The 25,204-nt window shown below is 67.0% G+C and carries 23 protein-coding genes and 3 tRNA genes; 6 read left to right on the forward strand and 20 right to left on the reverse strand.

Going from position 1 to position 25,204, the window contains the following annotated elements; genetic code table 11:
- Positions 1-87: 87 nt before the first annotated feature.
- Entirely contained in the window at positions 88-1,713 is a 1,626-nt protein-coding gene (locus tag AC5RVS_RS09460; RefSeq protein WP_494107952.1) for a monocarboxylic acid transporter, read from the reverse strand.
- Positions 1,710-2,078, reverse strand: a complete 369-nt coding sequence (locus AC5RVS_RS09465) for a DUF485 domain-containing protein (RefSeq protein ID WP_494107953.1) — start codon at positions 2,076-2,078, stop codon at positions 1,710-1,712. Before AC5RVS_RS09465 ends, AC5RVS_RS09460 begins: the two co-directional genes overlap by 4 nt.
- Before the next feature lie 181 nt (positions 2,079-2,259).
- On the opposite strand from AC5RVS_RS09465, the gene AC5RVS_RS09470 reads away from it, so the two are divergent.
- Genes AC5RVS_RS09470 through AC5RVS_RS09485 form a run of 4 tightly spaced genes read left to right on the forward strand, consistent with a single transcriptional unit; the run spans position 2,260 to position 6,226 of the window.
- Positions 2,260-3,477: a sensor histidine kinase gene (locus AC5RVS_RS09470; protein ID WP_494107954.1), complete on the forward strand. Its 1,218-nt coding sequence runs from the start codon at positions 2,260-2,262 to the stop codon at positions 3,475-3,477.
- 48 nt (positions 3,478-3,525) lie between these two features.
- Entirely contained in the window at positions 3,526-4,248 is a 723-nt protein-coding gene (locus tag AC5RVS_RS09475; protein WP_494107955.1) for a LytR/AlgR family response regulator transcription factor, read from the forward strand.
- Positions 4,245-4,724 (forward strand): DUF485 domain-containing protein, encoded by a 480-nt coding sequence (locus tag AC5RVS_RS09480; protein ID WP_494107956.1) that lies wholly within the window; start codon positions 4,245-4,247, stop codon positions 4,722-4,724. The genes AC5RVS_RS09475 and AC5RVS_RS09480 overlap by 4 nt, the downstream gene beginning before the upstream one ends.
- Positions 4,721-6,226, forward strand: coding sequence for a sodium/solute symporter (locus AC5RVS_RS09485; RefSeq protein ID WP_493988123.1), 1,506 nt, complete (start codon positions 4,721-4,723; stop codon positions 6,224-6,226). Before AC5RVS_RS09480 ends, AC5RVS_RS09485 begins: the two co-directional genes overlap by 4 nt.
- Before the next feature lie 15 nt (positions 6,227-6,241).
- Here AC5RVS_RS09485 and AC5RVS_RS09490 read toward each other — a convergent pair whose 3' ends face one another.
- The 6 genes from AC5RVS_RS09490 to rpsB form a co-directional block, all read right to left on the reverse strand.
- On the reverse strand, positions 6,242-6,832 hold the full coding sequence (locus tag AC5RVS_RS09490; protein ID WP_493988122.1) for a DivIVA domain-containing protein: 591 nt from the start codon (positions 6,830-6,832) through the stop codon (positions 6,242-6,244).
- Between the two features lie 100 nt (positions 6,833-6,932).
- Complete coding sequence (locus AC5RVS_RS09495; RefSeq protein ID WP_494107957.1) at positions 6,933-7,835, reverse strand: phosphatidate cytidylyltransferase; 903 nt, start codon at positions 7,833-7,835, stop codon at positions 6,933-6,935.
- A gap of 23 nt (positions 7,836-7,858) precedes the next feature.
- A complete protein-coding gene (gene frr, locus AC5RVS_RS09500; RefSeq protein ID WP_493988120.1) occupies positions 7,859-8,416 on the reverse strand; it encodes a ribosome recycling factor in 558 nt (185 codons plus the stop codon).
- A gap of 92 nt (positions 8,417-8,508) precedes the next feature.
- On the reverse strand, positions 8,509-9,252 hold the full coding sequence (gene pyrH, locus AC5RVS_RS09505) for a UMP kinase (RefSeq protein ID WP_493988119.1): 744 nt from the start codon (positions 9,250-9,252) through the stop codon (positions 8,509-8,511).
- 171 nt (positions 9,253-9,423) lie between these two features.
- Complete coding sequence (gene tsf, locus AC5RVS_RS09510) at positions 9,424-10,263, reverse strand: translation elongation factor Ts (RefSeq protein WP_494107958.1); 840 nt, start codon at positions 10,261-10,263, stop codon at positions 9,424-9,426.
- Positions 10,264-10,380: 117 nt separating this feature from the next.
- The gene (gene rpsB / locus AC5RVS_RS09515; RefSeq protein WP_494107959.1) at positions 10,381-11,277 is read right to left on the reverse strand and encodes a 30S ribosomal protein S2; all 897 of its coding nucleotides are present in this window, start codon (positions 11,275-11,277) and stop codon (positions 10,381-10,383) included.
- A 376-nt stretch (positions 11,278-11,653) separates the two neighbouring features.
- Here rpsB and AC5RVS_RS09520 point away from each other — a divergent pair, with 376 nt between their 5' ends.
- Complete coding sequence (locus AC5RVS_RS09520; RefSeq protein WP_493988116.1) at positions 11,654-12,160, forward strand: M23 family metallopeptidase; 507 nt, start codon at positions 11,654-11,656, stop codon at positions 12,158-12,160.
- Here the strand turns inward: AC5RVS_RS09520 and AC5RVS_RS09525 are convergent.
- The 6 genes from AC5RVS_RS09525 to AC5RVS_RS09550 form a co-directional block, all read right to left on the reverse strand.
- Complete coding sequence (locus AC5RVS_RS09525; RefSeq protein ID WP_494107960.1) at positions 12,157-13,347, reverse strand: acyl-CoA dehydrogenase family protein; 1,191 nt, start codon at positions 13,345-13,347, stop codon at positions 12,157-12,159. The two genes, AC5RVS_RS09520 and AC5RVS_RS09525, sit on opposite strands and share 4 nt — an antisense overlap.
- A gap of 209 nt (positions 13,348-13,556) precedes the next feature.
- A tRNA-Ile gene (locus AC5RVS_RS09530) sits at positions 13,557-13,630 on the reverse strand.
- Between the two features lie 88 nt (positions 13,631-13,718).
- Positions 13,719-14,915 carry a glycosyltransferase gene (locus tag AC5RVS_RS09535; RefSeq protein WP_493988114.1) on the reverse strand — a complete coding sequence of 399 codons (1,197 nt, stop codon included), beginning with the start codon at positions 14,913-14,915 and terminating at the stop codon, positions 13,719-13,721.
- 55 nt (positions 14,916-14,970) lie between these two features.
- Positions 14,971-15,885 carry a DMT family transporter gene (locus AC5RVS_RS09540; protein WP_493988113.1) on the reverse strand — a complete coding sequence of 305 codons (915 nt, stop codon included), beginning with the start codon at positions 15,883-15,885 and terminating at the stop codon, positions 14,971-14,973.
- Positions 15,886-15,927: 42 nt separating this feature from the next.
- A complete protein-coding gene (locus AC5RVS_RS09545) occupies positions 15,928-16,557 on the reverse strand; it encodes a CDP-alcohol phosphatidyltransferase family protein (protein ID WP_493988112.1) in 630 nt (209 codons plus the stop codon).
- Between the two features lie 91 nt (positions 16,558-16,648).
- A complete protein-coding gene (locus AC5RVS_RS09550; protein ID WP_494107961.1) occupies positions 16,649-17,362 on the reverse strand; it encodes a phage holin family protein in 714 nt (237 codons plus the stop codon).
- A gap of 498 nt (positions 17,363-17,860) precedes the next feature.
- On the opposite strand from AC5RVS_RS09550, the gene AC5RVS_RS09555 reads away from it, so the two are divergent.
- Positions 17,861-19,279, forward strand: coding sequence for a GH1 family beta-glucosidase (locus AC5RVS_RS09555; RefSeq protein WP_494107962.1), 1,419 nt, complete (start codon positions 17,861-17,863; stop codon positions 19,277-19,279).
- Positions 19,280-19,329: 50 nt separating this feature from the next.
- Here AC5RVS_RS09555 and AC5RVS_RS09560 read toward each other — a convergent pair.
- From AC5RVS_RS09560 to AC5RVS_RS09585, 6 genes are all read right to left on the reverse strand, one after another.
- A tRNA-Asn gene (locus AC5RVS_RS09560) sits at positions 19,330-19,402 on the reverse strand.
- A 118-nt stretch (positions 19,403-19,520) separates the two neighbouring features.
- Positions 19,521-19,593: transfer RNA gene (locus AC5RVS_RS09565), tRNA-Asn, on the reverse strand.
- A gap of 80 nt (positions 19,594-19,673) precedes the next feature.
- Positions 19,674-21,785 (reverse strand): DNA primase, encoded by a 2,112-nt coding sequence (gene dnaG, locus AC5RVS_RS09570; protein ID WP_494107963.1) that lies wholly within the window; start codon positions 21,783-21,785, stop codon positions 19,674-19,676.
- 109 nt (positions 21,786-21,894) lie between these two features.
- Complete coding sequence (locus AC5RVS_RS09575) at positions 21,895-23,190, reverse strand: deoxyguanosinetriphosphate triphosphohydrolase (RefSeq protein ID WP_494107964.1); 1,296 nt, start codon at positions 23,188-23,190, stop codon at positions 21,895-21,897.
- Positions 23,183-24,364 carry a tRNA dihydrouridine synthase DusB gene (gene dusB, locus AC5RVS_RS09580; RefSeq protein WP_493988107.1) on the reverse strand — a complete coding sequence of 394 codons (1,182 nt, stop codon included), beginning with the start codon at positions 24,362-24,364 and terminating at the stop codon, positions 23,183-23,185. Before dusB ends, AC5RVS_RS09575 begins: the two co-directional genes overlap by 8 nt.
- Positions 24,365-24,521: 157 nt before the next feature.
- Positions 24,522-25,190: an HAD family hydrolase gene (locus tag AC5RVS_RS09585; RefSeq protein ID WP_494107965.1), complete on the reverse strand. Its 669-nt coding sequence runs from the start codon at positions 25,188-25,190 to the stop codon at positions 24,522-24,524.
- Positions 25,191-25,204 lie beyond the last annotated feature (14 nt).

Genomic DNA, 25,204 nt, shown 5'->3' on the forward strand with positions numbered 1-25,204 from the left:
ATGGCTGCGGGCCCGGCATCCATCCGCCGGGCCCGCAGTGTTATCTGTGGCGGCGCGTTGCAGCAGGCGCGCGCCGCCGTCGTCGCGTCAGTGGTCCGTCGCCTTCTCCGCGCCGACGCCGGTGAGCGAGCGGACCTCCATTTCGGCCTGCTTGGACGCGTCCTCGCGGTTCTTGTCCAGCACGGTACCCAGCCAGCCCAGGAAGAACGCCAGCGGGATGGAGACGATGCCCGGGTTGTTCAGTCCGAAGATGGCGAAGTCCGCGCTGGGGATCATCGACGTCTCCTTTCCGGAGACCACCGGCGAGAACACGATCAGGACGATGGCCGCGCCGAGGCCGCCGTACATGCTCCACACGGCCCCCTGGGTGGTGAAGCGCTTCCAGAACAGGGAGTAGACAATGGTGGGCAGGTTGGCCGAGGCGGCCACCGCGAAGGCCAGCGCCACCAGGAAGGCCACGTTCTGGCCCTGCGCGCCGATGCCACCGAGGATGGAGACGACGCCGATGACCACCACGGTGCGCCGGGCTACTTTGACCTCGCCGGCGGAGTCGACCTGTCCCTTGCGCACCACGTTGGCGTAGATATCGTGGGCGAAGGAGGCGGCAGCGGTGATGGTCAGGCCGGCCACCACGGCCAGGATGGTGGCGAATGCCACCGCGGAGATCAGTCCGAGCAGCACCGGGCCGCCCAGCGCGAAGGCCAGCAGCGGCGCGGCGGAGTTGACCCCGCCCGGAGCGCTCTTGATGGCTTCCGGACCAATCAGCGCCGCGGCGCCGTAGCCCAGCACCAGGGTGAACAGGTAGAACGCGCCGATCAGCCAGATGGCCCAGACGACGGACCGGCGGGCCTCCTTGGCCGTGGGCACGGTGTAAAAGCGCATCAGCACGTGCGGCAGGGCCGCGGTGCCCAGCACCAAGGCCAGCGCCAGCGAGATGAAGTCCAGCTTGGACGCCTCCGAGACACCGTACTGCAGGCCCGGGTTGAGCAGCTCGGGGTTGCCGGCGGTTTCCACCGCGGCGCCCAGCAGCTCGGAAAGGTTAAAGCCGTGCAGTGCCAGCACCCACACGGTCATGATGAACGCACCGGCGATCAGCAGGCAGGCCTTGATGATCTGGACCCAGGTGGTGCCCTTCATGCCGCCGACGAGGACGTAGAGGATCATCAGTGCGCCGACGACGGTGATCACCAGGGACTGTCCCAGCCTGGAGTCAATGCCGATCAGCAGCGAGACCAGGGCGCCGGCTCCGGCCATCTGCGCCAGCAGGTAGAAGAAGCACACGGCCAGCGTGGTGATGGCCGCGGCGATCCGCACCGGGCGCTGCCGCAGCCGGAAGGACAGTACATCGGCCATGGTGAACTTGCCGGTGTTGCGCAGCAGCTCGGCCACCAGCAGCAGGGCCACCAGCCAGGCCACCAGGAAGCCGATCGAGTACAGGAAGCCGTCGTAGCCGTTGATCGCGATCGCGCCGCAGATGCCCAGGAAGGATGCCGCCGAGAGGTAGTCGCCGGCAATGGCGGTGCCGTTCTGGCCGCCGCTGAAGGACCGGCCCGCCGCGTAGTAGTCGGCCGCGGTCTTGTTGTTCCGGCTGGCCCGCAGCACCACCACCAGCGTCACGCCGACGAACAGCGCGAAGATCAGGATGTTGACCCAGGTTGAATCCTTGATGTCGTCCGCCGTGACGGCCAGCGGAATGTTCACGGCGTGGCTCATTTGGTGTCCTCCGGTAGGCCGACGCCCTCGTTTTCGAGGCTGTGGCGGATGTCAGTGGCGATCGGGTCCAGCTTCTTGTTCGCGTAGCGGACGTACCAGGTGGTGATGGCGAAGGTGCTCACGAATTGCAGCAGGCCCAGGACCAGGCCGACGTTGATGTTGCCCCAGAGCTTGGTGGACATGAAGTCGTGCGCATAGTCGGCCAGGAGCACGTAGGCGAAGTACCACAGCAGGAACGCCGCGGCCATCGGGAAAACGAACGAGCGGTGGCGTTTGCGCAGTTCGGTGAATTCCGGACTGCGTTGGACCTCCCGGAAGTCCACGGCCGCGGCCGCGCCGGCGTCCGGATGTGGGTTGTTGCCCATCTTTTCCTCCTCTTCGGGCACACGCTTCGGTGTGTGACTGCGATCACTCTGCTAGGTGGCGCTCCCGGTGGCCAGCAGCCCGGCGGCGCGCATCGCCCAACGGTCCACCGGCTGCGGTGAACGGCACTCCCCTGCGCCGAGCTGCAATCGGCCGGGTGGCCCTGCGGCTAGGCTTGAGGGCATGCTCAGCCCGGCCGTGGACATCGCGCTCATCGCCGCCCTGGCCGTGGTGGTGGTGGCGGTGATCGCGCTGGTGGGCTTCAAACTGACCCGTTCCTACCGGGACCTGGGCTCCGAGGCCGACCGCGCAACCTACGCCACGCTGCACACCGCGGGGCTCGCCGGCCAGTACCTGCGCTCCGGGCTGACGCCGGCCGGCGCGGGCAAGGCGAGCAAGCACTTGCGCGGCCTGTTGGGCTCCGAGGTGTTGGTGTTGACCGGGCTGGACGATGTGCTCGGCTGGGACGGATCCGGCCAGCCGCCGGAGTCTGCCCTGCGCCTGGCCGGCAAGACCATCGGATCGGGCCGCACCCAGGTCTTCCGCGGCAACCAGTTGCTGCCGGACGGGCTGGTCCCGCAGGTGGCCGCCGCCCGGGACGGCGGCCTGACGGAAGCGGTCTTCGCCCCGATCCGGGTCCAGGACCGGGTGGTCGGCACCGTCGGCGCCTACACCGGACACGTAGCGGCTTCGCTCGTGCGGGCCACCAACGAGGTCGCGGCCTGGGTGGCCACGCAGATCGAACTGGCCGAGCTGGACACCTCGCGGACGTTGCTGATGGAAGCCGAAGTGCGGGCGCTTCGGGCACAGATCAGCCCGCACTTCATTTACAACGCCTTGAACGCCATCGCCTCCTACATCCTCACCGACCCGGTGCGGGCACGGGAACTGGTGATCGAGTTCGCCGACTTCACCCGCTACTCCTTCCGGCGGCACGGAGACTTCACCACCCTGGCGGAGGAACTGAAGTCGATCGACCGCTACCTGCTGCTGGAGCGTGCCCGGTTCGGCGACCGGCTCAAGGTCAGCCTGCAGATCGGCCCTGAAGTCCTCAGCACTGTCATCCCGTTCCTCTCCCTGCAACCGTTGGTGGAGAACGCGGTGCGCCACGGGCTGGAAGCCAAGGAAGGCCCGGGGCAGATCACCCTCACCGCCCAGGACGCCGGTGCCTACGCCGTGGTGACCATTGAAGACGACGGCGTGGGCATGGATCCGGAGCGGCTGCGCACCGTCCTGGCCGGCCGCACCGAAGGCGATCATGTGGGATTGCGCAATGTGGACGTGAGGCTGCGGCAGGTCTACGGCGAAGAACACGGCCTGGTGGTGGACACGGCGCCCGGTGCCGGCACGCTGGTCACGCTGCGGGTGCCCAAGTTCCAGCCCGGCAACCGCGTGGACTAAAGTGGCCGGCGCGGAGCTTCATCCCGGGTACCGAATAGACTGTGGGCCATGGTCAATGTGGTTGTCGCCGATGACGAAGCCCCCGCCGTCGAGGCCCTGGCGTACCTGCTCGCCCGGGATTCCCGGATTGGGGAGGTCCACAAAGCCACCAGCGGCGCCGAAGCCCTGCGTGCCTTGGAACGCCACGACGTGGACGCGCTCTTCCTGGACATCCACATGCCGGCTTTGACCGGGCTGGACATCGCCAAGGTCATTTCCCGTTTCAGCCGCCCGCCCGCGGTCGTCTTCGTCACCGCCGATGAAGACAAGGCACTGCAGGCCTTCGAGCTGGCCGCCGTGGACTACCTGCTCAAGCCGGTACGGGCAGACCGGTTGGCGGAATCGGTGCGCCGGATTTGCGAACTGATGGAAGACGGCGGTGCGGCCAAGCCGGAAGTCGTCACCGTTGACCAGGGCGGCATTACCAAGATGATCCGGCGCGACGAGATTCAGTACGTGCAGGCCCAGGGCGATTACGCCCGGCTGCACACGGCCGACGCGAGCTACCTGATCCGGGTGCCGCTCAATGACTTGGAGCGCCAGTGGGCGGACGCCGGCTACCTCCGGATCCACCGTTCCTACCTTGTGGCGATGGACCAGGTCCAGCAGATGCGGACCAGCGCCGGCAAGGCCAGCCTCCTGGTCGGCGGCGCCGAACTGCCCGTCAGCCGGCGCCATCTGCCCGGCGTCCGCGACAGGCTGGAGGCCACGCGGGTGAGGCCGCGCGGATGAGCAGTGGTCCGGGCCGCCGCGAGGTTCCCCGCTTTTCCGAGGACGGCGCACCGCTTCCCGACGGCGATGCGCAGGTTCCGTCGGCCGGCTTCCGGGAGCGGGTCCGCGTCACCGCGCCGCGTTCGGCTGCGCCCCGGCCATCGGGGGGCTACACCTTCTCACGCGAAGTCGCCGAGCAGTCCGAGGTCGGCGAACTCTTCGTCCGGTCCCTGGTCCGCTCCCAGTTGCGCCTGGCCCTCGTGGTGGCGGCCGGCTTCGGGCTGATCCTGCTGGGCATGGCAGTACTGATCGCGCTGGTACCGGTCACCGGCACGCTGACCGTTTTCACCGTCCCGCTCCCCTGGCTGCTGCTGGGCATCGGGATCTACCCGATCATCCTGGCGTGCGCCGCGCTGTACAACCGCGCGGCGGCCCGCAACGAGCGCCGCTTCCGCGAGTTGACAGCCGACTGGATTGATCCGGGGACGAAGCAGTGAACGCGGCCGCCGGGCTGGCGGCGGTGGCCGCCGTCTGTACCGCCACCGTACTGATCGGAATTTACGGGCTGCGGATTTCCCGCACCACCGGTGATTTCTACGTGGCCTCGCGGACGGTCAAGCCGTGGTGGAATGCCTCGGCCATCGGCGGCGAATACCTCTCCGCCGCAAGCTTCCTGGGCGTGGCAGGGCTGATCCTGATCTCGGGCATCGACGCGCTCTGGTTTCCCGTCGGCTATACCGCCGGCTATCTGATGCTGCTGCTGTTCGTGGCGGCCCCGCTGCGCCGCTCCGGCGCCTACACGATTCCCGACTTCGCCGCGGCCCGGCTCGATTCCGCCGCCGCCCGCCGCGTCACCAGCCTGTTGGTGATAGCGGTCGGCTGGCTGTACATTGTCCCGCAGCTGCACGGGGCCGCCCTGACCGTTCGCATCGCCACGGGCTTGCCGGGCTGGGCGGGCGCCCTCACCGTCGTCGTCGTGGTGGTGCTGTCCGTGGTCACCGGCGGCATGCGCTCCATCACCTTTGTGCAGGCCTTCCAGTACTGGCTCAAGCTCACGGCCCTGGCCATCCCGGTGGTGTTCATCCTGCTGGTCCTCGCCGGGTCGGGCCAATCCGCCACCGGCGGCGGCGCGGCCTTCGACCCGTCGCTGGACGTCGTCGGCGATGCATCGCTGTACCGAAATATCTCGCTGATCATCGCCCTGCTTTTCGGAACCCTGGGGCTGCCGCACGTGCTGGTCCGTTTCTACACCAATCCCGACGGTGCCGCCGCCCGCCGCACCACACAGCTGGTGCTGGGGCTGCTGGCGTTGTTCTACCTCTTCCCCACCCTCTACGGCGTCCTCGGGAGGCTGCACACGCCGCGGCTGGCCGACGGCGGCCAGTCCGACGCCACGGTGCTGCTGCTGCCGGGGCGGATTGTGGAGGGTTTGGCCGGCGACCTCCTGAGCGCGTGCGTGGTGGCCGGCGCCTTCGCCGCGTTCCTCTCCACCACCTCCGGGTTGGTGGTTTCCCTGGCCGGCGTGGTCAGCCAGGACCTCTTCCGCGGCAGCGTCAGGGGCTTCCGGGTGGCCGCGGTGCTGTCGGCCATCGTGCCGCTGGGCATCGCCCTGGGAACCGAATCGCTGGCCTTGGCCGGCAGTGTGGGCACGGTCTTCGCGTTCACCGCCTCGACCATTTGCCCGCTCTTGCTGCTGGGCATTTGGTGGCGCGGGCTCACCGATGCCGGCGCCATTGCCGGGATGGTGTCGGGGGCCGTGCTCTGCGGCGGTTCGCTGCTGGCGGCTGCTGTGGCGGGCCCGAAGCTGGGCGCCTGGGCCGAGCCGCTGGGACAGCCGGCGGCGTGGACCGTTCCGGCGGCGTTCCTGGTGACCGTGGCCGTGTCCCGGGCTACCGCTTCGCGCAGGCCGGCCACCACTGCCCGGGTCATGGCACGGCTGCACACCCCGGAGCGCGCGGACACGCTGGATTCGGCCGGCTGGTCCGGTCACGCTGACTGAACGAGGTCCAGCCCGTCAGTCGATCGCGGCCATCAACTCGACGACGCGGTCCAGGAACGCGTCCACCTGGTTTTCTTCGTAGCCGTCTTTGCCCTTGGCTTCACGGAACACGGCCCTGCGGACCACGTCGACGCTCATCGGCTGGTCGTGCTCAAAATATCCCAGCAGCTCCACGCACAGCGCGTCGACATCCTCGACGTTGTAGCTGACGGCGTTCCGCTTCGTCGGCCGGCGGAAGCGTTCGCCCGGGGCGCGGTGGAGGCGGGCACGCAGCATCGCCGACACGCGGCCGATCTGCGTCAGCCAGGCTTGTTCGCCGTCGCGCCTGATCAACGCGTCGCGCTCCCGCTGGGCGAAAACATCCTCCAGCCGGTCCAGCGCGGCGTCGACGGCCCGCGGGTCGTAGCCGCCCTTGGCCGGATCGAACGTCATGGCGCGGACATCGCGGCTGGTGATGGGAGCGTCGCCGGGCTCGGGGTTGTTGTAATACTCCCGGGCCCGGCCGAGGAAGTCGTCCACCTGGCGTGCGTTGTAGCCGAAGTTCCGCCGGTCCACGTGGTCGAACGGGGCACTGCCCTTGCCGGCATCAATGGTTCGTCGCGCCATGGTGTCCTGTGGTTCCTGTTCCTTCAATACGTTCCGCTTGTCTACGCTGCCAGTCTATGCGGGCCGTCGCACGTCACCGCGTCAAACACGGCCCGCGCGCCTACACTGCCCCGGGTGCCAGCAGCGATGCGAACACGTAAGCCACCGGTGCCGCAAACACGATGGAATCCAGCCGGTCCATCACGCCGCCGTGGCCCGGCAGGAAGTTGCTCATGTCCTTGATGCCAAGTTCCCTCTTGACCATCGATTCGGCCAGGTCGCCCACGGTGGATGCGGCCACGGTGGCCACGGCCAGGACGAGCCCGAACCACCACTGCAGGTCCAGCAACAGCACCGAACACAGGACGCCGACCAGGATGGCTCCGCCGACCGAACCGGCGAACCCTTCCCACGACTTTTTGGGGCTGATCTTCGGCGCCATCGGGTGCTTCCCGAACAGCACCCCGATGAGGTAGCCGAAGGTGTCGTTGGAGACCACCAGCAGCAGCATGGTGGCAACCTTTAGGGCACCCGACTCCTCCAACAGCAACAGCAGCGAGAAGCTGATGAAAAAGGGGACCCAGCAGAGGATGAAGGTGCCGCTGAGCACACTGCCGACCGCGCCTTCGGTGCTGTCCAGGCACTTCCAGACCATCAGGGCGACGCAGGAGACCACCAGGGCAAAGGCCAGCCCTTCAGGCCCGCCGTAGTATGCAGCCACAGGCATGGCGAAGGCACCCGCGAACAGCGGCGGCAGCGGCACCTTGATGTTCTTGACCGTCAGGGCGCGGGACACCTCCCACACGCCGACGGCCGAGAAAACGGCCACCAGCAGCACGAAGGCATCCGGCAGGAGGAAAAGCCCCACCAGGACAACAATGAGCAACGAGAGTCCGACGACGATGGCTGCCGGCAGATTGCGCCCGGCACGGGACGGCTTGGCGGCGGCACGCAACGCCCGCCGTCCGGGTTCGGCCGGCCGTTGTCCCGGACCAGCCGCCGGAGCCGGCGTATCGCCAGCCATGGGTTGAGGCTGGTCCGTACTCATCAGACCTCGAGCAGCTCGGCTTCCTTGCGCTTGAGGAGCTCGTCCACGTTGTCCGTGTGCGACTTGGTCTTGGCGTCCAGTTCCTTTTCGGCCCGGTTGCCCTCGTCTTCGCCGACGTCGCCGTCCTTGACCATCTTGCCGATGGTGTCCATCGCCTTGCGGCGGATGTTGCGGATGGAGACCTTGGCGTCTTCGGCCTTGCCGCGGACCACCTTGACGTACTCCTTGCGGCGTTCCTGGGTCAATTCCGGGAGGACCACGCGGATCACCACGCCGTCATTCGCCGGGTTCGCGCCCACATCCGAGTCGCGCAGGGCCTTCTCGATATCGTTCAGGGCCGACTTGTCGTAAGGAGTGATCAGCAGGGTGCGCGCTTCCGGGTTCTGGAAGGACGCCAACTGCTGCAGCGGGGTCGGCGTGCCGTAGTAGTCGACCGTGACCTTGGAGAACAGTGCCGGATTGGCGCGGCCGGTGCGGATGGTGGCGAAGTCTTCCTTGGCCACTTCGACTGCCTTGTCCATCTTCTCGGCAGCTTCGCGCAGCGTCTCGTCTATCACGGTCTCTCCTTCACGTCCTTCATTCATTCCGCGGTGCCCGCGGTCCTGGCTCTTTTCCATCCTAGGCTATCGGGCGGATGGCCCGGCGCCAGTCAGGCGGTGACGTAGGTGCCGATCTGCTCGCCCAGAATCGCACGGGTCACGTTGCCTTCACCCTCCATCCCGAAGACCACCATGGACAGCTTGTTGTCTCGGCACAGGCTGAAGGCGGTCTGGTCCATCACCCGGATATTCCGGCGCATGGCTTCGTCGTAGGTCAGGGTGTCGAGCTTCTCCGCAGCCGGGTCTTTCTTCGGGTCGGCCGTGTAGACGCCGTCCACGCCGTTCTTCGCCATGAGGACGACGTCGGCGTGCACCTCGAGTGCACGCTGGGCAGCCACCGTGTCGGTGGAGAAATAGGGCAGGCCGGCGCCGGCGCCGAAAATGACCACGCGGCCCTTCTCCATGTGCCGGATGGCCCGCCGCGGAATGTAGGCCTCGGCTATCTGCCCCATGGTGATCGCGCTTTGCACGCGGGTGTCCACCCCGGCCTGTTCGAGGAAGTCCTGGAGGGCCAGGCAGTTCATGACGGTGCCGAGCATGCCCATGTAATCGGCACGGGAGCGGTCCATGCCCGACGTCGACAGTTCGGCGCCGCGGAAGAAGTTGCCGCCGCCCACGACGATGGCCACTTCGACCTGGCCGACGGTGGCGGCGATCTGCTTGGCGACGCCCCGGACGGTGTCCGGGTCCACGCCCAGCTTCCCTCCGCCGAAGACTTCGCCCGAAAGTTTCAGCAGGACGCGGCGGCGTTTGGCCCCGGTGTCAGCGGTGGTCTGGGTGTTCTGGGATTCCATGGTGCCTCCCGGCGTGCGTGGTTCTGGGGAAAGAGTATGTGAGTGGCCGCGCGGCCGCCCGACGGCTGAAGCCGCGCGGCCGATCCGGACATGAAAAAGGAGTGGTCACCGGTTGGTGACCACCCCCTTGTCATCTGAATCAGCCAGTTCGCCTAAGCGTTGCGACCGAGATTACGCTCCGACGCGGAAGCGGGCAATGGCGGTGGCGTTGACGCCGGCCGCTTCCAGCACCTTGCCGACGGACTGCTTCGGGTCCTTGGCAAACGGCTGGTCCAGCAGCACGATCTCCTTGAAGAAACCGTTCAGCCGGCCTTCGACGATCTTTGCCAGTGCGGCCTCGGGCTTGCCTTCGGCGCGGGCGGTCTCGTCGGCGATGCGGCGTTCGTTCTCCACCGTCTCGGCCGGAACCTCGTCGCGGGTCAGGTAGGTCGGTGCGTAGGCGGCGCTGTGCACGGCGACGTCGTGTGCTGCCTCGGTGGCTGCAGCCCCCTCGCCGTCAACGGCGAAGAGGACGCCAACCTGTGCCGGCAGGTCCTTGGAGGTCTTGTGCAGGTAGGCATCGACGGTCTTGCCTTCGACCCTGGCAACCCGGCGGACGACAATCTTTTCGCCCAGCACGGCGCCTTCCTCGACGACGAAGTCGCCCAGCGGCTTGCCGTCGACGTCGGCGGCCAGCAGCGCGTCGAGCTCGGCAGCGCCGGACTCAACCGCTACGGCCAGTACCTTGTCAGCGAGTTCGATGAACTTGGCGGACTTGGCGACGAAGTCGGTCTCGCAGTTGACCTCGATCATGACGCCGACCGTTCCATCGATGACCTTGGCGGCAACCAGGCCTTCGGCAGTGGAACGGCCCTCACGCTTGGTGGCGCCCTTCAGGCCCTTGATGCGGATCAGCTCAATGGCCTTCTCGGCATCTCCATTGGCCTCGTCCAAAGCCTTCTTGACATCCATCATGCCGGCGCCGGTGCGCTCGCGCAGGGCCTTGATATCAGCAGCGGTGTAGTTCGCCATTTGGACTCCAGTCCTCCCGTATTAAGTAGTGTTCGGTGCCGCTGGCGGCGGGCCCACAGCAGGCCCGGCCGCCAGCGGAAGTCCGGCGGCGCACAAGGCGCCGCCGGTGAGTCGGATTTACTTCTCGGTGTCCGCGGCGGGTGCTTCGGCGGCCGGGGCTTCGGCGGCGGGAGCGTCAGCAGCAGCTTCGGCGGCCGGTGCTTCGGCGGCGGGAGCGTCAGCAGCAGCTTCGGCGGCCGGGGCCTCGGTCGAGCCCTCGAGCAGTTCGCGCTCCCACTCGGCCATCGGCTCGGCCGGAGCTTCGGTGTTGCCTGCGGCGCGGTTGTTGCGGGCGATGAGGCCCTCGGCAACGGCGTCGGCGATCACGCGGGTCAGCAGGTTGACGGAGCGGATGGCGTCGTCGTTGCCCGGGATCGGGAAGTCGACTTCGTCCGGATCGCAGTTGGTATCCAGGATGGCCACAACGGGGATGCCGAGCTTCTGGGCCTCGTCGATGGCGAGGTGTTCCTTCTTGGTGTCGACGATCCACATGACCGAAGGGGTCTTGGTCAGGTTGCGGATGCCGCCCAGCGTGGTTTCCAGCTTGGTCTTCTCCCGCTGCAGCAGCAGCAGTTCCTTCTTGGTGCGGCCGGAAGCCGCAACGTCTTCGAAGTTGATCTCTTCGAGTTCCTTCAGGCGCGAGATGCGCTTGGAGACGGTCTGGAAGTTGGTCATCATGCCGCCGAGCCAGCGCTGGTTGACGTACGGCTGTCCAACGCGGGTGGCCTGCTCGGCAATTGCTTCCTGGGCCTGCTTCTTGGTGCCGACGAACAGCACGGTGCCGCCGTGGGCAACGGTGGCCTTGACGAACTCGTAGGCGCGGTCGATGTAGGACAGCGACTGCTGCAGGTCGATGATGTAGATGCCGTTGCGCTCGGTGAAGATGAAGCGCTTCATCTTCGGGTTCCAACGGCGGGTCTGGTGACCGAAATGTACGCCGCTGTCGAGCAGCTGGCGCATGGTAACGACTGGCATGTCGTCACTCCTTCCGGCAGCATCGGGCTGGGCCTGGGCTGCTGCCTGTAGACGGTTGTTAGCTTTTCGCCCGGCGGGCTAAGCTCCTGGCGTCTGTCGGCGCCGCCGGCACGGCGGCGCAGGTGTCCGGACCGGTTTCCCGGACCGCCTGGACACACTTCCATCGCTAACATCGAGCCGATGGATTTCAGACACGCGTAGTCAGCCTCCGCCCGGACATGGGTCATGGACGGAAAACTGCTTCGTCCAGTGTACTACAGGCAGCACCGGCGTTCCTGCGCGTTCCCGCCCTCCACAACGGCCGGAGCCAAGGGGTTGCGCACACCGTCCTTCGCCGCCGTGGCACGCACCGGAGGCAGCGGCAAGGATCGGCTGCATGACGCCGTTTTTGTTCCGCTGCGCAGCCGCCGCGGCCTCTGCCGTGCTGCTTGCCGCGGCCGGTTCGCCCGAGCCGGCCGGGCCGCCCTCTTATTCGCCCCCGTGGGGCTGGCCCGCCAGCCCGCAACCCGTCGTCGTGCGCGGCTTTGACCCGCCGCCCGAGCCCTGGCTGGGCGGACATCGCGGCGTCGATTTGGCCGTTCCGGCCGGGACGACCGTCCTCTCCCCCGCCGCTGGCCGGGTAAGTTTCTCAGGCCGGGTCGTCGACAGGCCGGTGATTACCATCGATCATGGCAACGGCCTGCGCAGCAGCCTGCTGGCCGTGGCGTCCGGGCTGCGGGCCGGAGATACCGTTTCGGCGGGCGATCCGGTGGGAACGGTGGCCGCGAGCAGCCATTGTGCCTGCCTGCATTGGGGCGTCCGCCGCGGTGACGCCTACATCAACCCCCTGCAGTTCGTCATGGACCTGCGACCTTCGGTACTGCTGCCGGTGCCGGATGGCTAAACGAACGCCGCCAGCCCGGTGATCGCCCGGCCGGCCACCAGGGAGTTGATTTCGTGGGTTCCTTCGTAGGAGTAGATGGCCTCGGCGTCGGCAAAGATCTTGGCCATTTCGTAGTCGGCGACAATGCCGTTGCCGCCCAGGATGTTGCGGCCCAGTGCAACGCTTTCACGCATCCGGGCAGTGGTGAACGCCTTGGCGAGTGCGGACTGCTCGTCCTTGGCCTGGCCGGCGTCTTCCAGCTGCGCAAGGCGGACCATCATGCCCATCGACGCCACCGTGTTGCCGAGAATCTGCACCAATTGGTCCTGCACCAGCTGGAAGGAGGCCAACGGCCTTCCAAACTGGTGCCGCTCGACCGCATAGCGCCGTGCCAGATCGAAGGCAGCCATCTGCTGCCCCACCGCCTGCCACGCTACGGCAAGCCGCGTCACCTTCAGCACCTTGTTGGTGTCCCGGAAGCTGTTGGCGCCCTTGAGGTGGAAATCATCGGGGACCACCACATTCTCCAAGATGATGTCCGCGTTCTGCACGGTGCGGAGGCTGATCTTGTTCTCGATCTTCGTCGCGCCGTAGCCGGGGGTGGCCGTGTCCACCAGGAAGCCCTTGACCTGGTTGTCGGCCAGGTCGCGCGCGTAAATCACGACCCAGTCCGAGAATGTCGCGTTGCCTATCCAGCGCTTGGCCCCGTTCAGCACCCAGTTGGACCCGTCGCGCCGGGCCGTGGTGCGCGTGCCGCCGGCGACGTCGGAGCCACCGAGCGGTTCCGTCAGCCCGAAGGCGCCGATCTTCTTGAGGGCGTAGATGTCCGGCAGCCAGGCCTCCTGCTGCTCCTTCGACGCGAGGACTTCGATCGATCCGGCGAACAGGCCGTCGTGGACCCCCAGGAAAGTGGCAATGGAAGTGTCTGCGCGGGTGAACTCCGCGTGCACGAGGCCGGCGAACAAGTTGGAATATCCCTGCCGCCTGACCGGGCTGACCACATCCAGGTCCGCCAGTTTCGGGATGATCTCCAGGGGGAACTCCGCCCGGTTCCAGCAGTCGACGGCGATGGGGCGGACTTCCTTGGCCAACCAGTCGCGGATGTCATGCAGCCGCGAGCGCTCGTTTTCCGAGAGCATCTCCTCGAAGGCGTAGAAGTCGCCATCGGCGTAGGGGAGGTCGTTCGGATCGATGACGCGCTGGCCCATAGTGGCTTCCTTTTCTGTGAACAGGTCGCGGTCCCGGGCAGGAGGCCACGGGGAACCGTCAAGTTACTGAGCAGTAACTTAGCCCAAGACCGGCAATCGGGCAACGGCCGAAGGGGTTGACGCCTGCTCCGGGTCTGCGACCTCGTGCGGGTTTGGCCGGCGGCACGACAAAGGCCCCGAACCATCTGGTCCGGGGCCTGCGCTAAACGTAGGGCGGGTGGGGCTTGAACCCACGACCAAAGGATTATGAGTCCTCTGCTCTGACCGGCTGAGCTACCGCCCCTCGTTGCCGGACAGTGCCCCGCAAAGCGGGGACCGTTACCGGCACCTTAGACATACTAAGTCCTCCCGACCGGCAGGCGCACGTTGGCCTAGTCGAGGTAGTCGTCCGCCGAGGCGCCGCGGTAGAGCTGCTCAAAGGTGTCCATGGTCTTGTCGATACCGTGCCGCATCGCCTTCGCGTGGCTGGCTTCGCCCATGGCCTCCAGCCGCTCGGGACTCTGGCCGAGTACGGCGTTGAGCTTTGCCGCCAGATCGGAGGGATCGCGCGGGGCAAACAAGTAGCCATTGACCCCGTCGTCCACCAAGTGCGGCAAGGCCATCGCATTGGCCAACACCACGGGCTTGCTGGCGGACATTGCTTCCAAGGACACCAGCGATTGCAGTTCGGCGGTTCCGGGCTGGCAAAACACAGCCGAGCGCAGGTACGCCTTGCGCAGTTCGGCGTCGTCCACATGGCCCAGGAATGCGACCCTGCGGCCGAGCCCCATAGCCGCAACCCTCGCTTGGAGGTTCTTCCGCTCGTCGCCGTCGCCGATGATCTCCAGATGGACATTCAGCGCGGGATCCGTCATGGCCAGCGCCTCGATCAGCGTGTCCACGTTCTTTTCCACCGCCAGCCGGCCCACAAACAACACCGTGGGGTGTTCCGGCCTCTCGATCGTTTCCCCGGGGGCCAACTCATAGGCAGCCGCGTCGATGCCGTTGGACAGGGGCATCACCTTGTGCAGGAACGCGTGATCACGCATCGCCTTGGCGGCCAGCGGCGTCGGCGTCGTCACTACGGCGGCCTTGCCCATGATCTTGCCCATGTCACGCCAGGAATTCTTCGCCACAATGTCTAGGAACCACTGCGGGAACGGCAGGAACGGCTCCAGGTTCTCCGGCATGAAGTGGTTGGTCGCGATGGTGCGGATGCCCCGTCGCACTGCTTCGGCAATGGTGGCCTGTCCGATCATGTAGTGGCACTGGATGTGCACTACGTCCGGCTGGACCTCATCGAATATCCGCTTGATGTCCCGCTTGATCTCCCAGGGAAAGCAGATGCGCCAGGTCTCATGCGTCGGCACCGAGTGGGAGCGGAGCCGGTGCACCTTGGCCTCCGGACGGTGCTCCACGAAGGTCGGGCCCTTGTCGTACCGCCCCGCGATGATGTCAACGCCGTGTCCGCGCTTGGTCATCGCCGTGGCCAGCCGGAACCCGAAGACGGCCGCTCCGTTGACATCCGGCGGGTAGGTATCGGCTGCAATCAGGATCTTTAGGGGTTTCGGTCCGATGTCGTCGCTCACCTGCGGCAGGACTCCTTGGTTCGTTGTCACGGTATTCTTCATCGGTGTCGGGGCCCTATGGTTTCTTTCCCGAGGCTTGGGCCCGGCGCCGGGCTTCTTCCTTTTTCTGCAAGACGTCCGGATGGTGCCTCGAGAGGGCAATGACCCCAACAATAGCAACCAAACCTGCCCCCACCATGCCAATCGCAAACACCGGTTCGACGTCGGGCCTGAGCTCTCCGAGGATGAAAATGCCGATCGCGATGCCCACCAGCGGATCGATCACTGTCAGCCCCGCGATGACCAGATCGGGAGGGCCACTGGAGTAGGCACTCTGGACAAACCAAGCCCCCAGGCCGCCCGCTGCGGCGACGGCGATGACCGTGTAGATCGGCACGTTCGCGATGAAACCGCCGCCGGGCTCCAGGAGTCGCAGACCAATAATCCTTACCAGCACGGCGACGAAGCCGAACAGCATGCCGGCTCCCAGGATGTAAGCGAAGGCGTTCAGCCTGCGCCGGAACATCAGTTCCAGCGAGAGGAAGACTGCAACGACCACGGCCAGCAGCAGGACCGCTGAGAGTTCCTCCTCTGCCCGTACCCGATGGCTGGCGCCGGTGACGTTGACGGCCAGCAGCACGAAAACGGCGCTTCCTGCCACACAGGCCGAGATCGCTACCACCGTCACGCGGTTTAGCCGGATCCCCTGGTCTTTGGAATTGATGATCGTGGTGATGACCAGGGCGATGGCGCCGATTGGCTGGACGACGGTCAGCGGCGCGCTCACTAAGGCAACCACGTTCAGTCCCATTCCGACGACCAACAACAGCAGTCCCAGGACCCAGCGGGGGTTGCGGAGCATCCGCAGCAAACCGGAGACGCTCATCGCCAGGCCGCCGGTATTGGCTTGGACGGCACTGGCTTGGCGCTGGGTGCCGAGGGCGAGGAAGAAGGCGCCGAGCAAGGCACAGAAGATTGCTAACCAGACCATGGGGTCCCGTCAGGAGATGTCCGCTTCCGCCCGGATTCCGGATCAACCACGGTGTGGATCGTCCTGGCCGACCGCGCGCTGGCGCTTGTACTTGCCCCATGCCGCCCGCATATAGCCCAGCCAGGCGAGGACGTGCCCAACACAGCCCGCGGCCAGGATGACGTAGGCCAAAATCAGCAGCCAGTCGTGGCCGAAGCCCTCCACCCGATGGAGCAGCAGCAGCGGAGTTCCCACCAGCAGCAAGGCCGTCCGGATCTTGCCAATGTCCGTGACGGGAAGGTCGGGGCTGCCATGGAACAGGAGCAGCGAGAACACGAGCAGGATCGCGTCCGGGATGATGATGGACAGCAGCAGCCACCACGGGGCAATGCCGGCAGCGACGAACGTCGTGGCCACGATGATGAGGGCCAGCCGGTCGGCAACCGGATCGAGCCATTTGCCGACCGAGGAGACTTGGTCGAGGCGACGGGCAATGTAGCCGTCGACCCAGTCCGTGGACCCCAGCACCACCAGCGTGATGGTGGCTGCCCCGTAGGACTGTCGGGCGATCAACCAGACAAACAGCGGAACCGCGAGAAAACGCAGCACGGTGATGAGGTTCGGGATGGTCCAGAACGTGTGCAGCTCACGGTACTCGAAGTCGCGCCGCGTCCCGGCACCGATGATCCTCAAACGCTGTCCCTCCCCTCAGTCGTCGTTCCACGCCGGGCAGCCGACTGCGCTGCAGCCGGCTCCCGTGCCGCCGTGCGGCGGTCAGGAATCCTTATTTTTGCAGCAGCCGCCGGAGCATGACGCCCATCGCGGTCAGCGAGACCGCCAGCGTCGCCAACGGCTTCCAACGCTCCCGCAACTCCGGGCCGGCCTCGCTCACGGCCTCGCTCACGACCTCGGCACCTGCCACCAGGCGCTCGGTGGCAGCATCTGCCACATGCTTCGCCCGGCGCTTGGCCTGCTCCGCACGGGGCCGGGGGTCGACGCGGCGGCCGAGATCGTCCCTGACGGCCGCCAAATGGTCGCGGCGCTCGGCCGTACGGGCACGGAGTTCGTCCATCGTCGGTGCCGGCGCCTTGGCTTCCTTGCGCTCTGCCTTTTCCGCCTTGGTCTCCTTCTCGGGCTTTTCGTCCAGTGTGGCCGGATCGAAGCTGCTGCCCTCTCGCAACACCCCGACGTCGTACTTGACGCCGCGGATGGCCTCGGCGGGCAGGAGCGGCATGGCCTTCTTGCCCCTCGAGATTCCAATGAGCGCCAGGATACCGCCCAGGATCAGGAACACGGCTGCGACGATCAGCGCCGCCAGCCACGCCGGCATGATGAGCGCCAGTCCCATGATTGCCGCTATCAGAAGGGAAATGACCATGAAGACCAGGAACACCAGCGCGGCCGCCAGGATCCCGGCCGCGATACCTGCCTTGACGCCCTTCCCCTTGAGCTCGAGCAGGGCCAGCGAGAACTCGTCCTGAATCTGGCGGGGGGTCAATTGGCCGGCGAGCCGCGCAAGTCCCGCCGTCGACAAATTCGCACCGGCAGGCGTGGCCCCGGGCTGCCCGACACGGGCACCCGTTGTTCCGGGCGGCCGTAACCCGGTGACGGTGCTTCCGGGAGTCCTCGCACCGGTTGCGGTGCTCCCGGACATCGTGGCACCGGTGGCAGTGCTTCCGGGATTCCTCGCACCGGTGGCGGTGCTTCCGGAATTGCTCGCACCCGTGGCGGCGCTCCCGGACATCCTCGCACCGGTTGCGGTGCTTCCGTGGCTTTCCGGACCGGTCATGGGCTCTGCCTCCATCATTGTCGGTAGTGCGCGAGTGTCCACACCTTCAAATTATCATTCTGCCCCAGTCTGCCCCCTCAGCCGTAGGGAGGACATTCACCTGAGGGCTGTGGAACAAAAAATAAGAGTAAACGCTTACGTTCGTCTCCCCGCCGAACTAGGCTGGCAGGCAGTCCGTGTCGATGCTGCGATTGCGTAAGGGATGGGATGAACATGGTCCTGCAATTTCCGAAGCAATTCCTGTGGGGCGCCGCGACGGCCGCCTACCAAATCGAAGGCGCGTCCCACGACGACGGACGCACCGATTCCATCTGGGATGCCTTCTGCAGGCTGCCCGGAGCCATCGTGGGCGGCGAGACCGGCGAACGAGCCTGCGACCACTACCACCGTTTCCGCGAGGACGTCGCCCTGATGTCCTCCCTGAACCTGGGTGCTTACCGGTTTTCCACGTCGTGGCCGCGGGTCAAACCGGACGACGCGGCAGTGAATCCCGCCGGCCTGGATTTCTATTCGCGCCTGGTGGACGAGCTGTGCGCGGCGGGCATCAAGCCCTGGCTCACGCTGTACCACTGGGATCTGCCGCAGGCACTGCAGGAGAACGGCGGTTGGGCCAACCGGGACACCGCCTACCGCTTTGCGGAATATGCCCTGGCGGTCCATGAGGCGCTCGGCGACCGGGTACGCGTCTGGACCACGCTGAACGAGCCATGGTGCTCGGCTTTCCTCGGCTATGGTTCGGGCGTCCATGCCCCGGGGATGCAGTCGCGGCCACAGGCCTTGGCCGCCATGCACCACCTGCTGCTGGGACACGGGCTGGCCACCGACGAACTGCGCCGCCGTGATCCGGCCGCCGAGCTCGGCCTCACCCTGAATTTCACGGTGGCGGATCCCCTGAACCCGGAGGACCCCGTCGATGTCGACGCCGCCCGCCGTATCGATGGCCAGTTCAACCGCGCTTTTCTGGACCCCGTCTTCGGCGGTTCCTACCCGGCGGATTTTCTGGTGGACGTGGGGCCGTACGGACTGGACGCCAGGATCCGGGACGGGGACCTGGAACTGATCGGGAGCAGGATCGACGCCCTGGGGGTCAACTACTACCACGGAGAGGCAGTGACCGGGCGTCCCCGCCCGGACGCGGAAAACACGCATGCCGCCCCGGTCGAGCGGCCGGTTGCGCCACCCTACCCCGCGGCCGACCATGTCAGTTCCGTTTCCCGCGGGCTGCCCACGACGGCGATGGGTTGGGAAATCCAGCCGGAAGGACTGCACCGGCTGCTCGTCCGATTGCAGGACGAGTACAGCGGGCCGGCCGGGACGGGGCTCTTCGTCACCGAGAACGGGGCTGCCTTCGACGACGAGGTCTCTGCCGACGGCGCCGTGCATGACCGGCAGCGGCTGGAGTTCCTGCGCGCGCACATCATCCAGTGCCACCGTGCGATCCAGGACGGCGTGGACCTGCGGGGCTACTTCGGCTGGTCGCTGATGGATAACTTCGAGTGGGCCTGGGGCTACCGCAAACGCTTCGGCCTGACCCGGGTGGACTACGACACACTGGAGCGCACCGTCAAGGACAGCGGCCGCTGGTTTGCGCAAGTCGCGGCCGGCAACCGGGTCGCCTCGGCGTAGCCAAAGAAAAATCCCGCAACCGGCGTGCGGTGCGGGATTTTGCCTTGCAGCTCCCCCGACTGGACTCGAACCAGTAACCCTTCGATTAACAGTCGAATGCTCTGCCAATTGAGCTACGGGGGATTGAAGCGAGTAAAACTCTAGCAGGACGGCCGCGCGGAGACGAAATCGGCCTGCCACCGGGGGCCCGGACGCACAGGATCCCCGCCCTCGGACGAAGACGGGGATCCTGGTTTGTCCGCTCCCCCGACTGGACTCGAACCAGTAACCCTTCGATTAACAGTCGAATGCTCTGCCAATTGAGCTACGGGGGAAGGCTGCCATCCGCCATCGGCGGTTTGACCTCCAACAGCATACTCAATACAGGCCGGAACTTGCCAATTGGAGGCCGGGCCTACTCCTCGCGAAGGGCCCGCCGCTGCATCTCGAGTTCCATCAGTTCACGGTTGATCTGCTGGAAGCTTTCGGGATCTGAAGCCGGATCCATCCGTTGCAACTGGCCCAGCTTGTCGGCCTTCAGGTGGGTGATCTGCAGGTCCTGCAGCCGGTTCAGGATGCCCCGGCAATACAGCCGCAGGGCGTCGTCGTTCTGCGCCGGCAGCGGGGTCACCGCAAGTTCCGAGACGAAGGTGCCCAGCTCCTCCGGGACTTCCTGGCGGATCGTCTCCACCCACTGCGACGGTGTGGCACCGGAAACGCCGGCCGCCCGGACGGCGCCGTGGATGGCCACGTGCACGGGCGCCAGGAAGCGGGCCTGCATGAACTGTTCCCACTGGTTGGCATCAAGGAGGCCGGGCTGCTGGATCGCCACTTCCAGTGCCTGGTGTTCCAGGCGGACCACGGGATCACGCAGGTCCGGGCGCGGAAAGGCCGGGGGCGCCGCATACTGGCCGGATTCCCGGGAGTAGGCCGCTTCACCGCCGGCATCGGTGTCCCGGCCGTAGCCGTGCTGCGCAGCCTGCCCGTAGGCAGGCTGGCCCTGGCCGTTCGGTTGCCGGCGGGAAGCATTTCCCGGATTCCACGCGTCCTCCCGACCCTGCGGACCGCCGTTGCCTCGCCGGTCCCGTGCAGACGGCTGCTGCGTGCCGCGGTTCGGTTCCTGCCCGCGGTCCTGCTGGCCCCGCTCGCGGCCTGCCGACCGGGCCCCGGAGTCCTGTCCCCGTTTCGCGGCTCCGGCCACGGCCCGGGTGACATCGTCAATGTCCATGCCCAGCCAGCCCGCAAGTTCACGCGAGTAGCCCGGCCGCATGGCCGGGTCCCTGATCTCGGCAACCACCGGGGCGGCGGCCCGCAGGGCCTGGACCCTTCCTTCGACCGTGTCCAGGTTGAACTTCTTCAAGGTGGCCTTGATCGCGAACTCGAACAGCGGGCGGCGGGAGCTGATCAGCTCGCGCACCGCACCTTCGCCGTGGCTCAGGCGCAGGTCGCATGGATCCGCGCCGCTCGGCTCGACGGCTACGTAGGTCTGGGCAACGAAGCGCTGGTCTTCCTCGAAGGCCCGCAGCGCGGCCTTTTGGCCCGCCTCGTCGCCGTCGAAGGTGAAGATGACCTCGCCCCCGGTCCCGTCGTCGGAGAGCAGGCGCCGGGCAATCTTGATGTGGTCGGTGCCGAAGTTGGTGCCACAGGTCGCCACGGCCGTCCGGATGCCCGAAAGGTGGCAGGCCATCACGTCCGTGTAGCCCTCCACGACCACCAGTTGGCGGCTGCGGGCGATGTCCCGTTTGGCCAGGTCGATTCCGTACAGGACCTGTGACTTCTTGTAGAGCACCGTCTCCGGCGTATTGAGGTATTTGGGCCCCTGGTCGTCCTCGAAGAGCTTGCGGGCACCAAACCCTATGGTTGCCCCCGTCAGGTCGCGGATGGGCCAGATCAGCCGGCCGCGGAAACGGTCATAGATCCGGCTGTTCCGGCCATCGGATCCGTCCGATCCGCCGGAAAACATGCCGGTCATCCGCAATTCGTCCTGGGTGAAGCCGCGGCCGGTCAGGTGCTTGAGCAGGCCGTCCCAGCCCTGCGGGGCATAGCCCACGGCGAACTGCTCTGCGGCAGCCTGGTCGAAGCCACGCCCAGAGAGGAACTCCCGTGCCGTCGCGGCACCCGGGCCCTGGAGCTGCTCCCGGAAGAACTCCGCGGCAACCTTGTGTGCGTCCAGCAGCCGCTGCCGCTTGCCGACGTCCTCCCGGCGGGGGCCGGTGCCGCCGTCTTCGTACCGGAGCGTGTAGTTGATCCGGTGGGCGAGTTTCTCCACGGTCTCGGTGAACGTGGTGTGATCCATCTTCTGCACGAAGGAGATGACGTCGCCGCCCTCGCCGCAGCCGAAGCAATGGTACGTGCCCACCTGCGGACGGACGTGGAACGACGGCGATCGCTCGTCATGGAAGGGACACAGGCCCTTGAACGAACCGATGCCGGCCGACTTCAGCGTGACGTAGCCGTCGACGACTTCCTTGATGTCGGTACGCTGGCGGACTTCATCGATGTCTTCGCGTTTTATGAGTCCGGCCATAGTCCCATGGTATGCAGCCGCGCCAAATCGGCGGCCGAACCGCCTGCTGCCGGTGACGGTGGCGCCGCCGCAGCCGCCTGTGGAGGGAGGCTGCGGCGGCCCGCGCCCCTCACAGCAGGGTGCGGTGGGCCCCCATCAGGCGTTCGTGCAGCGCCAGGGCCGAGACATCGGTGAGCGAGGCGATCTGGTCAATGACCACGCGCAGGCGGCCGCCGTCGTCGTCCGCATCCCGCCAATCCGAGGCGAAGGGTTCCTCCAGGTGCTTCTCCCCCGTGGCGTGCAGCTCGCTGACCAGGTCGTGCAGGATCTGCTGCTGGTGTTCGTAGACCGGCTGGCGCAGGTCCGCGGTCATCACGAACGTGGTGGCCAGCCCCTTCATCACCGCGATCTCGGTGGCGGTCTCCTGCGGCACCACCAGCTCCGCTCCGTAGCGGGTCAGCTGCTGCGGGCCATAGATGGAGCGGGTGGCTTCCATGGCGCTGGAACAGAAGCGGCCGATCAACTGGCTGGTCATGTCTTTCAGCGCGGCCATGGCCTTGCGGCTGCCGTCGGCCTCGCGCACCCACACGCCGGAGCGCTCCAGCCGGATGAGCGCCTCGTCCACTTCCCGGGCGTCGCTGCTGGGCAGGTACCACTGCTGGGTGTAACCAATGACCCGGCTGCGGGTGTCGGCGCTGTCCAGCCACTTGAGCTGGATGCGTCCGGCCACGATGGCGTCTTCGACGTCGTGCACGGAGTAGGAGATGTCGTCGGCGAGGTCCATCACCTGGGCCTCCAGGCAGGAACGGCGCTCCGCGGCGCCTTCGCGCAGCCAGTTGAACACGGGAAGGTCGTCTTCGTAGGCGCCGAACTTGCTGGTGCGCTTGCCGTGGATGACCGGCGCGTCGTCGGCGGACCACGGGTACTTGCACGCCGCGTCCAGGCTGGCCCGGGTCAGGTTCAGTCCGGCCGGCGATCCGTCCGGGCGCAGGATCTTGGGCTCCAGCCGGGTCAGCAGCCGAAGCGTCTGGGCGTTGCCTTCGAAACCGCCGATGGCATGGGCCGCGGCGTTCAGCGCGGTCTCCCCGTTGTGTCCGAAGGGAGGATGGCCAAGGTCGTGGGACAGGCAGGCTGCGTCCACCACGTCGGGATCGCAGCCCAGGGTGCGTCCCAGTTCGCGGCCCACCTGGGCCACTTCCAGGCTGTGGGTCAGCCGCGTCCGCACGAAGTCGTCCGTGTCCGGGGACACCACCTGCGTCTTGGCGCCCAGCCGGCGCAGCGCCGACGAGTGCAGTACCCGGGCCCGGTCGCGTTCGAACTGCGTCCGGTAGGTGCTCTTCGGCTCCTCCGTGTACCAGCGTTCCTGGTCGAAATCCGAGTATCCCGGCGTGGGCGGGGCCGGGCGCCCGGTGCGTACCTCAGCCACCGGAGACGTCCAATTCGGCGGCGGCGATCATGGCCTTGTGGTCGGCGTTCAGCTCCCGGCTGGACAGCCAGCCGTCGGGCAGCGCCGGGCGTTTGGGGGAACCGGCACGGCCCCGCGGGCCCTCGGCGTCCGCCCCCGGGTAGGGAGCGTCGGCATCCAGTTCGGCCAGCAGTTCGCGCAGCACCTCGAGGGTGGGCACCTGTGCCAGCGCGGCCCGCAGCTCCCCGCCCACCGAGTATCCCTTGAAGTACCAGGCCACGTGCTTGCGGATATCCCGCAGCGCCTTGCCCTCGTCCTCGAAGTAATCCACCAGCAGCTCGGCATGCCGGTAGAAGCTGTCCGCGACGTCCTTCAACCCTGGGCGGAAGCGCCTGTCGGTCCCTTCGAAGGCGGCCTGCAGGTCACCAAACAGCCATGGGCGGCCTTGGCATCCGCGGCCGACGACGACCCCGTCCACGCCCGTCTGTTCCACCATCCGCACCGCATCCTCGGCGCTCCAGATGTCGCCGTTGCCCAGCACCGGGATATCCGGCAGGGCTTCCCGCAGTTCGGCGATCGCGTTCCAGTCGGCCTTGCCGGAGTAGAACTGGCTGGCGGTACGGCCGTGCAGTGCCACGGCGGCAACCCCGGCGTCGCGGGCAATCTTGCCGGCCTCGATGAACGTCAGATGCTCGTCGTCGATCCCCTTGCGCATCTTGATGGTCAGCGGCACGTTGCCCTTGGCCGCCTCGCGCGTCGCGGCCTGGATGATCGCGGTAAACAGTTCGGTTTTCCAAGGCAGCGCCGAGCCGCCGCCGCGGCGGGTGACCTTCGGCACCGGGCAGCCAAAGTTCAGGTCGATGTGGTCGGCGCGGTCTTCCTCCACCAGCAGCCGGACGGCAGCACCGACGGTTTTGGGATCCACGCCGTAGAGCTGGACGGACCGCACGTCCTCGTCCTCGTCGTGCGAGATGATCCGCATGGATTCCCTGTTGCGCTCGACCAGCGCGCGGGACGTGACCATTTCCGCCACGTACAGGCCGCCGCCGTACTGGCGGCAGAGCCGGCGGAACGCCTTGTTGGTGATGCCGGCCATGGGTGCCAGCACCACCGGGGTGTCGACGGTTATCGGTCCGAGTTTGAGCGGCGGGAGCTCAAGCTTGGCGGCCGATTCGGGTGCAGCGGTAAGTGTCACCCGTCTATTCTCTCAAAACCCGGCAAATCCGTCCGCCGGCACCCGCGCCTGTGGACCGGCCCGGTCCGCTTCTCGCGGTTCGGTCCGCTTGATCGCGGTTCGTCCGCGCCGCCGGGGTACGTCCACGTCGACGTGACATCGGGCCCGCGCGCTGCCCTCAGCCGCGCAGGAGGCCGCCGAGGGCGCTGTCCATGAAGTGTTCCAGCAGGTCCTGCGGGTCGCGGTACACCTCTGCCGCACCGGCCCGGAGCAAGGTCTCCGCGGGGGTCCCGCCGCATTCGAGGCCGATGACCGGGATTCCGAGGTCTCCCGCCGCCTGGACATCCCACACAGCGTCTCCCACAAAAACGGTGTCTTCGGGCTGCAGGCCCGCCGCGTCCAGGGCCGCCTGCAGGATGTCCGGCGCCGGTTTGCTGTTCTCCGCGTCCGCGGAGCTGGTGGCGGCGGTGATGGACCCATCGGCGTCGATCACGCGGCGCAGCACTTCCAACTCCCTTTCCTCGGCGGAAGAGGCCAGCACGACGGCGAACCCCTCCGCGGCGGACCGGAGCACCAGCTCACGGGCACCGTCAAAGCGGCGCAGCGCCGGCCAAAAGGTGGAGAAGACGGTTCCGTGGGCGGCCTTGAGCTCCTCGTCCCGGGACTGGTCGCGGTCCTCGTCGAGCAGCTCTGCGATGAGCCTGCCGCCGCCCATTCCCACGCAACGGTGGATGTCCGCCATCGGGACATCGACTCCCGCCTGCCGGAAGGCCTGCCACCAAGCCAGCACGTGCAGGTAGTTCGAGTCCACCAGCGTCCCGTCCACGTCAAACAGCACGCCTTTCATAAGCACTCCTCCCG

This window comes from Arthrobacter sp. Y3221048 (assembly GCF_059092685.1).

Bases quoted from the DNA above. Each gene is read 5' to 3' on its own strand.
- AC5RVS_RS09460 (WP_494107952.1), bottom strand. From the start codon at position 1,713: ATGAGCCACGCCGTGAACATTCCGCTGGCCGTCACGGCGGACGACATC.
- AC5RVS_RS09465 (WP_494107953.1), bottom strand. From the start codon at position 2,078: ATGGGCAACAACCCACATCCGGACGCCGGCGCGGCCGCGGCCGTGGAC.
- AC5RVS_RS09470 (WP_494107954.1), top strand. From the start codon at position 2,260: ATGCTCAGCCCGGCCGTGGACATCGCGCTCATCGCCGCCCTGGCCGTG.
- AC5RVS_RS09475 (WP_494107955.1), top strand. From the start codon at position 3,526: ATGGTCAATGTGGTTGTCGCCGATGACGAAGCCCCCGCCGTCGAGGCC.
- AC5RVS_RS09480 (WP_494107956.1), top strand. From the start codon at position 4,245: ATGAGCAGTGGTCCGGGCCGCCGCGAGGTTCCCCGCTTTTCCGAGGAC.
- AC5RVS_RS09490 (WP_493988122.1), bottom strand. From the start codon at position 6,832: ATGGCGCGACGAACCATTGATGCCGGCAAGGGCAGTGCCCCGTTCGAC.
- AC5RVS_RS09495 (WP_494107957.1), bottom strand. From the start codon at position 7,835: ATGGCTGGCGATACGCCGGCTCCGGCGGCTGGTCCGGGACAACGGCCG.
- pyrH (WP_493988119.1), bottom strand. From the start codon at position 9,252: ATGGAATCCCAGAACACCCAGACCACCGCTGACACCGGGGCCAAACGC.
- tsf (WP_494107958.1), bottom strand. From the start codon at position 10,263: ATGGCGAACTACACCGCTGCTGATATCAAGGCCCTGCGCGAGCGCACC.
- rpsB (WP_494107959.1), bottom strand. From the start codon at position 11,277: ATGCCAGTCGTTACCATGCGCCAGCTGCTCGACAGCGGCGTACATTTC.
- AC5RVS_RS09520 (WP_493988116.1), top strand. From the start codon at position 11,654: ATGACGCCGTTTTTGTTCCGCTGCGCAGCCGCCGCGGCCTCTGCCGTG.
- AC5RVS_RS09525 (WP_494107960.1), bottom strand. From the start codon at position 13,347: ATGGGCCAGCGCGTCATCGATCCGAACGACCTCCCCTACGCCGATGGC.
- AC5RVS_RS09540 (WP_493988113.1), bottom strand. From the start codon at position 15,885: ATGGTCTGGTTAGCAATCTTCTGTGCCTTGCTCGGCGCCTTCTTCCTC.
- AC5RVS_RS09555 (WP_494107962.1), top strand. From the start codon at position 17,861: ATGAACATGGTCCTGCAATTTCCGAAGCAATTCCTGTGGGGCGCCGCG.
- dnaG (WP_494107963.1), bottom strand. From the start codon at position 21,785: ATGGCCGGACTCATAAAACGCGAAGACATCGATGAAGTCCGCCAGCGT.
- AC5RVS_RS09585 (WP_494107965.1), bottom strand. From the start codon at position 25,190: ATGAAAGGCGTGCTGTTTGACGTGGACGGGACGCTGGTGGACTCGAAC.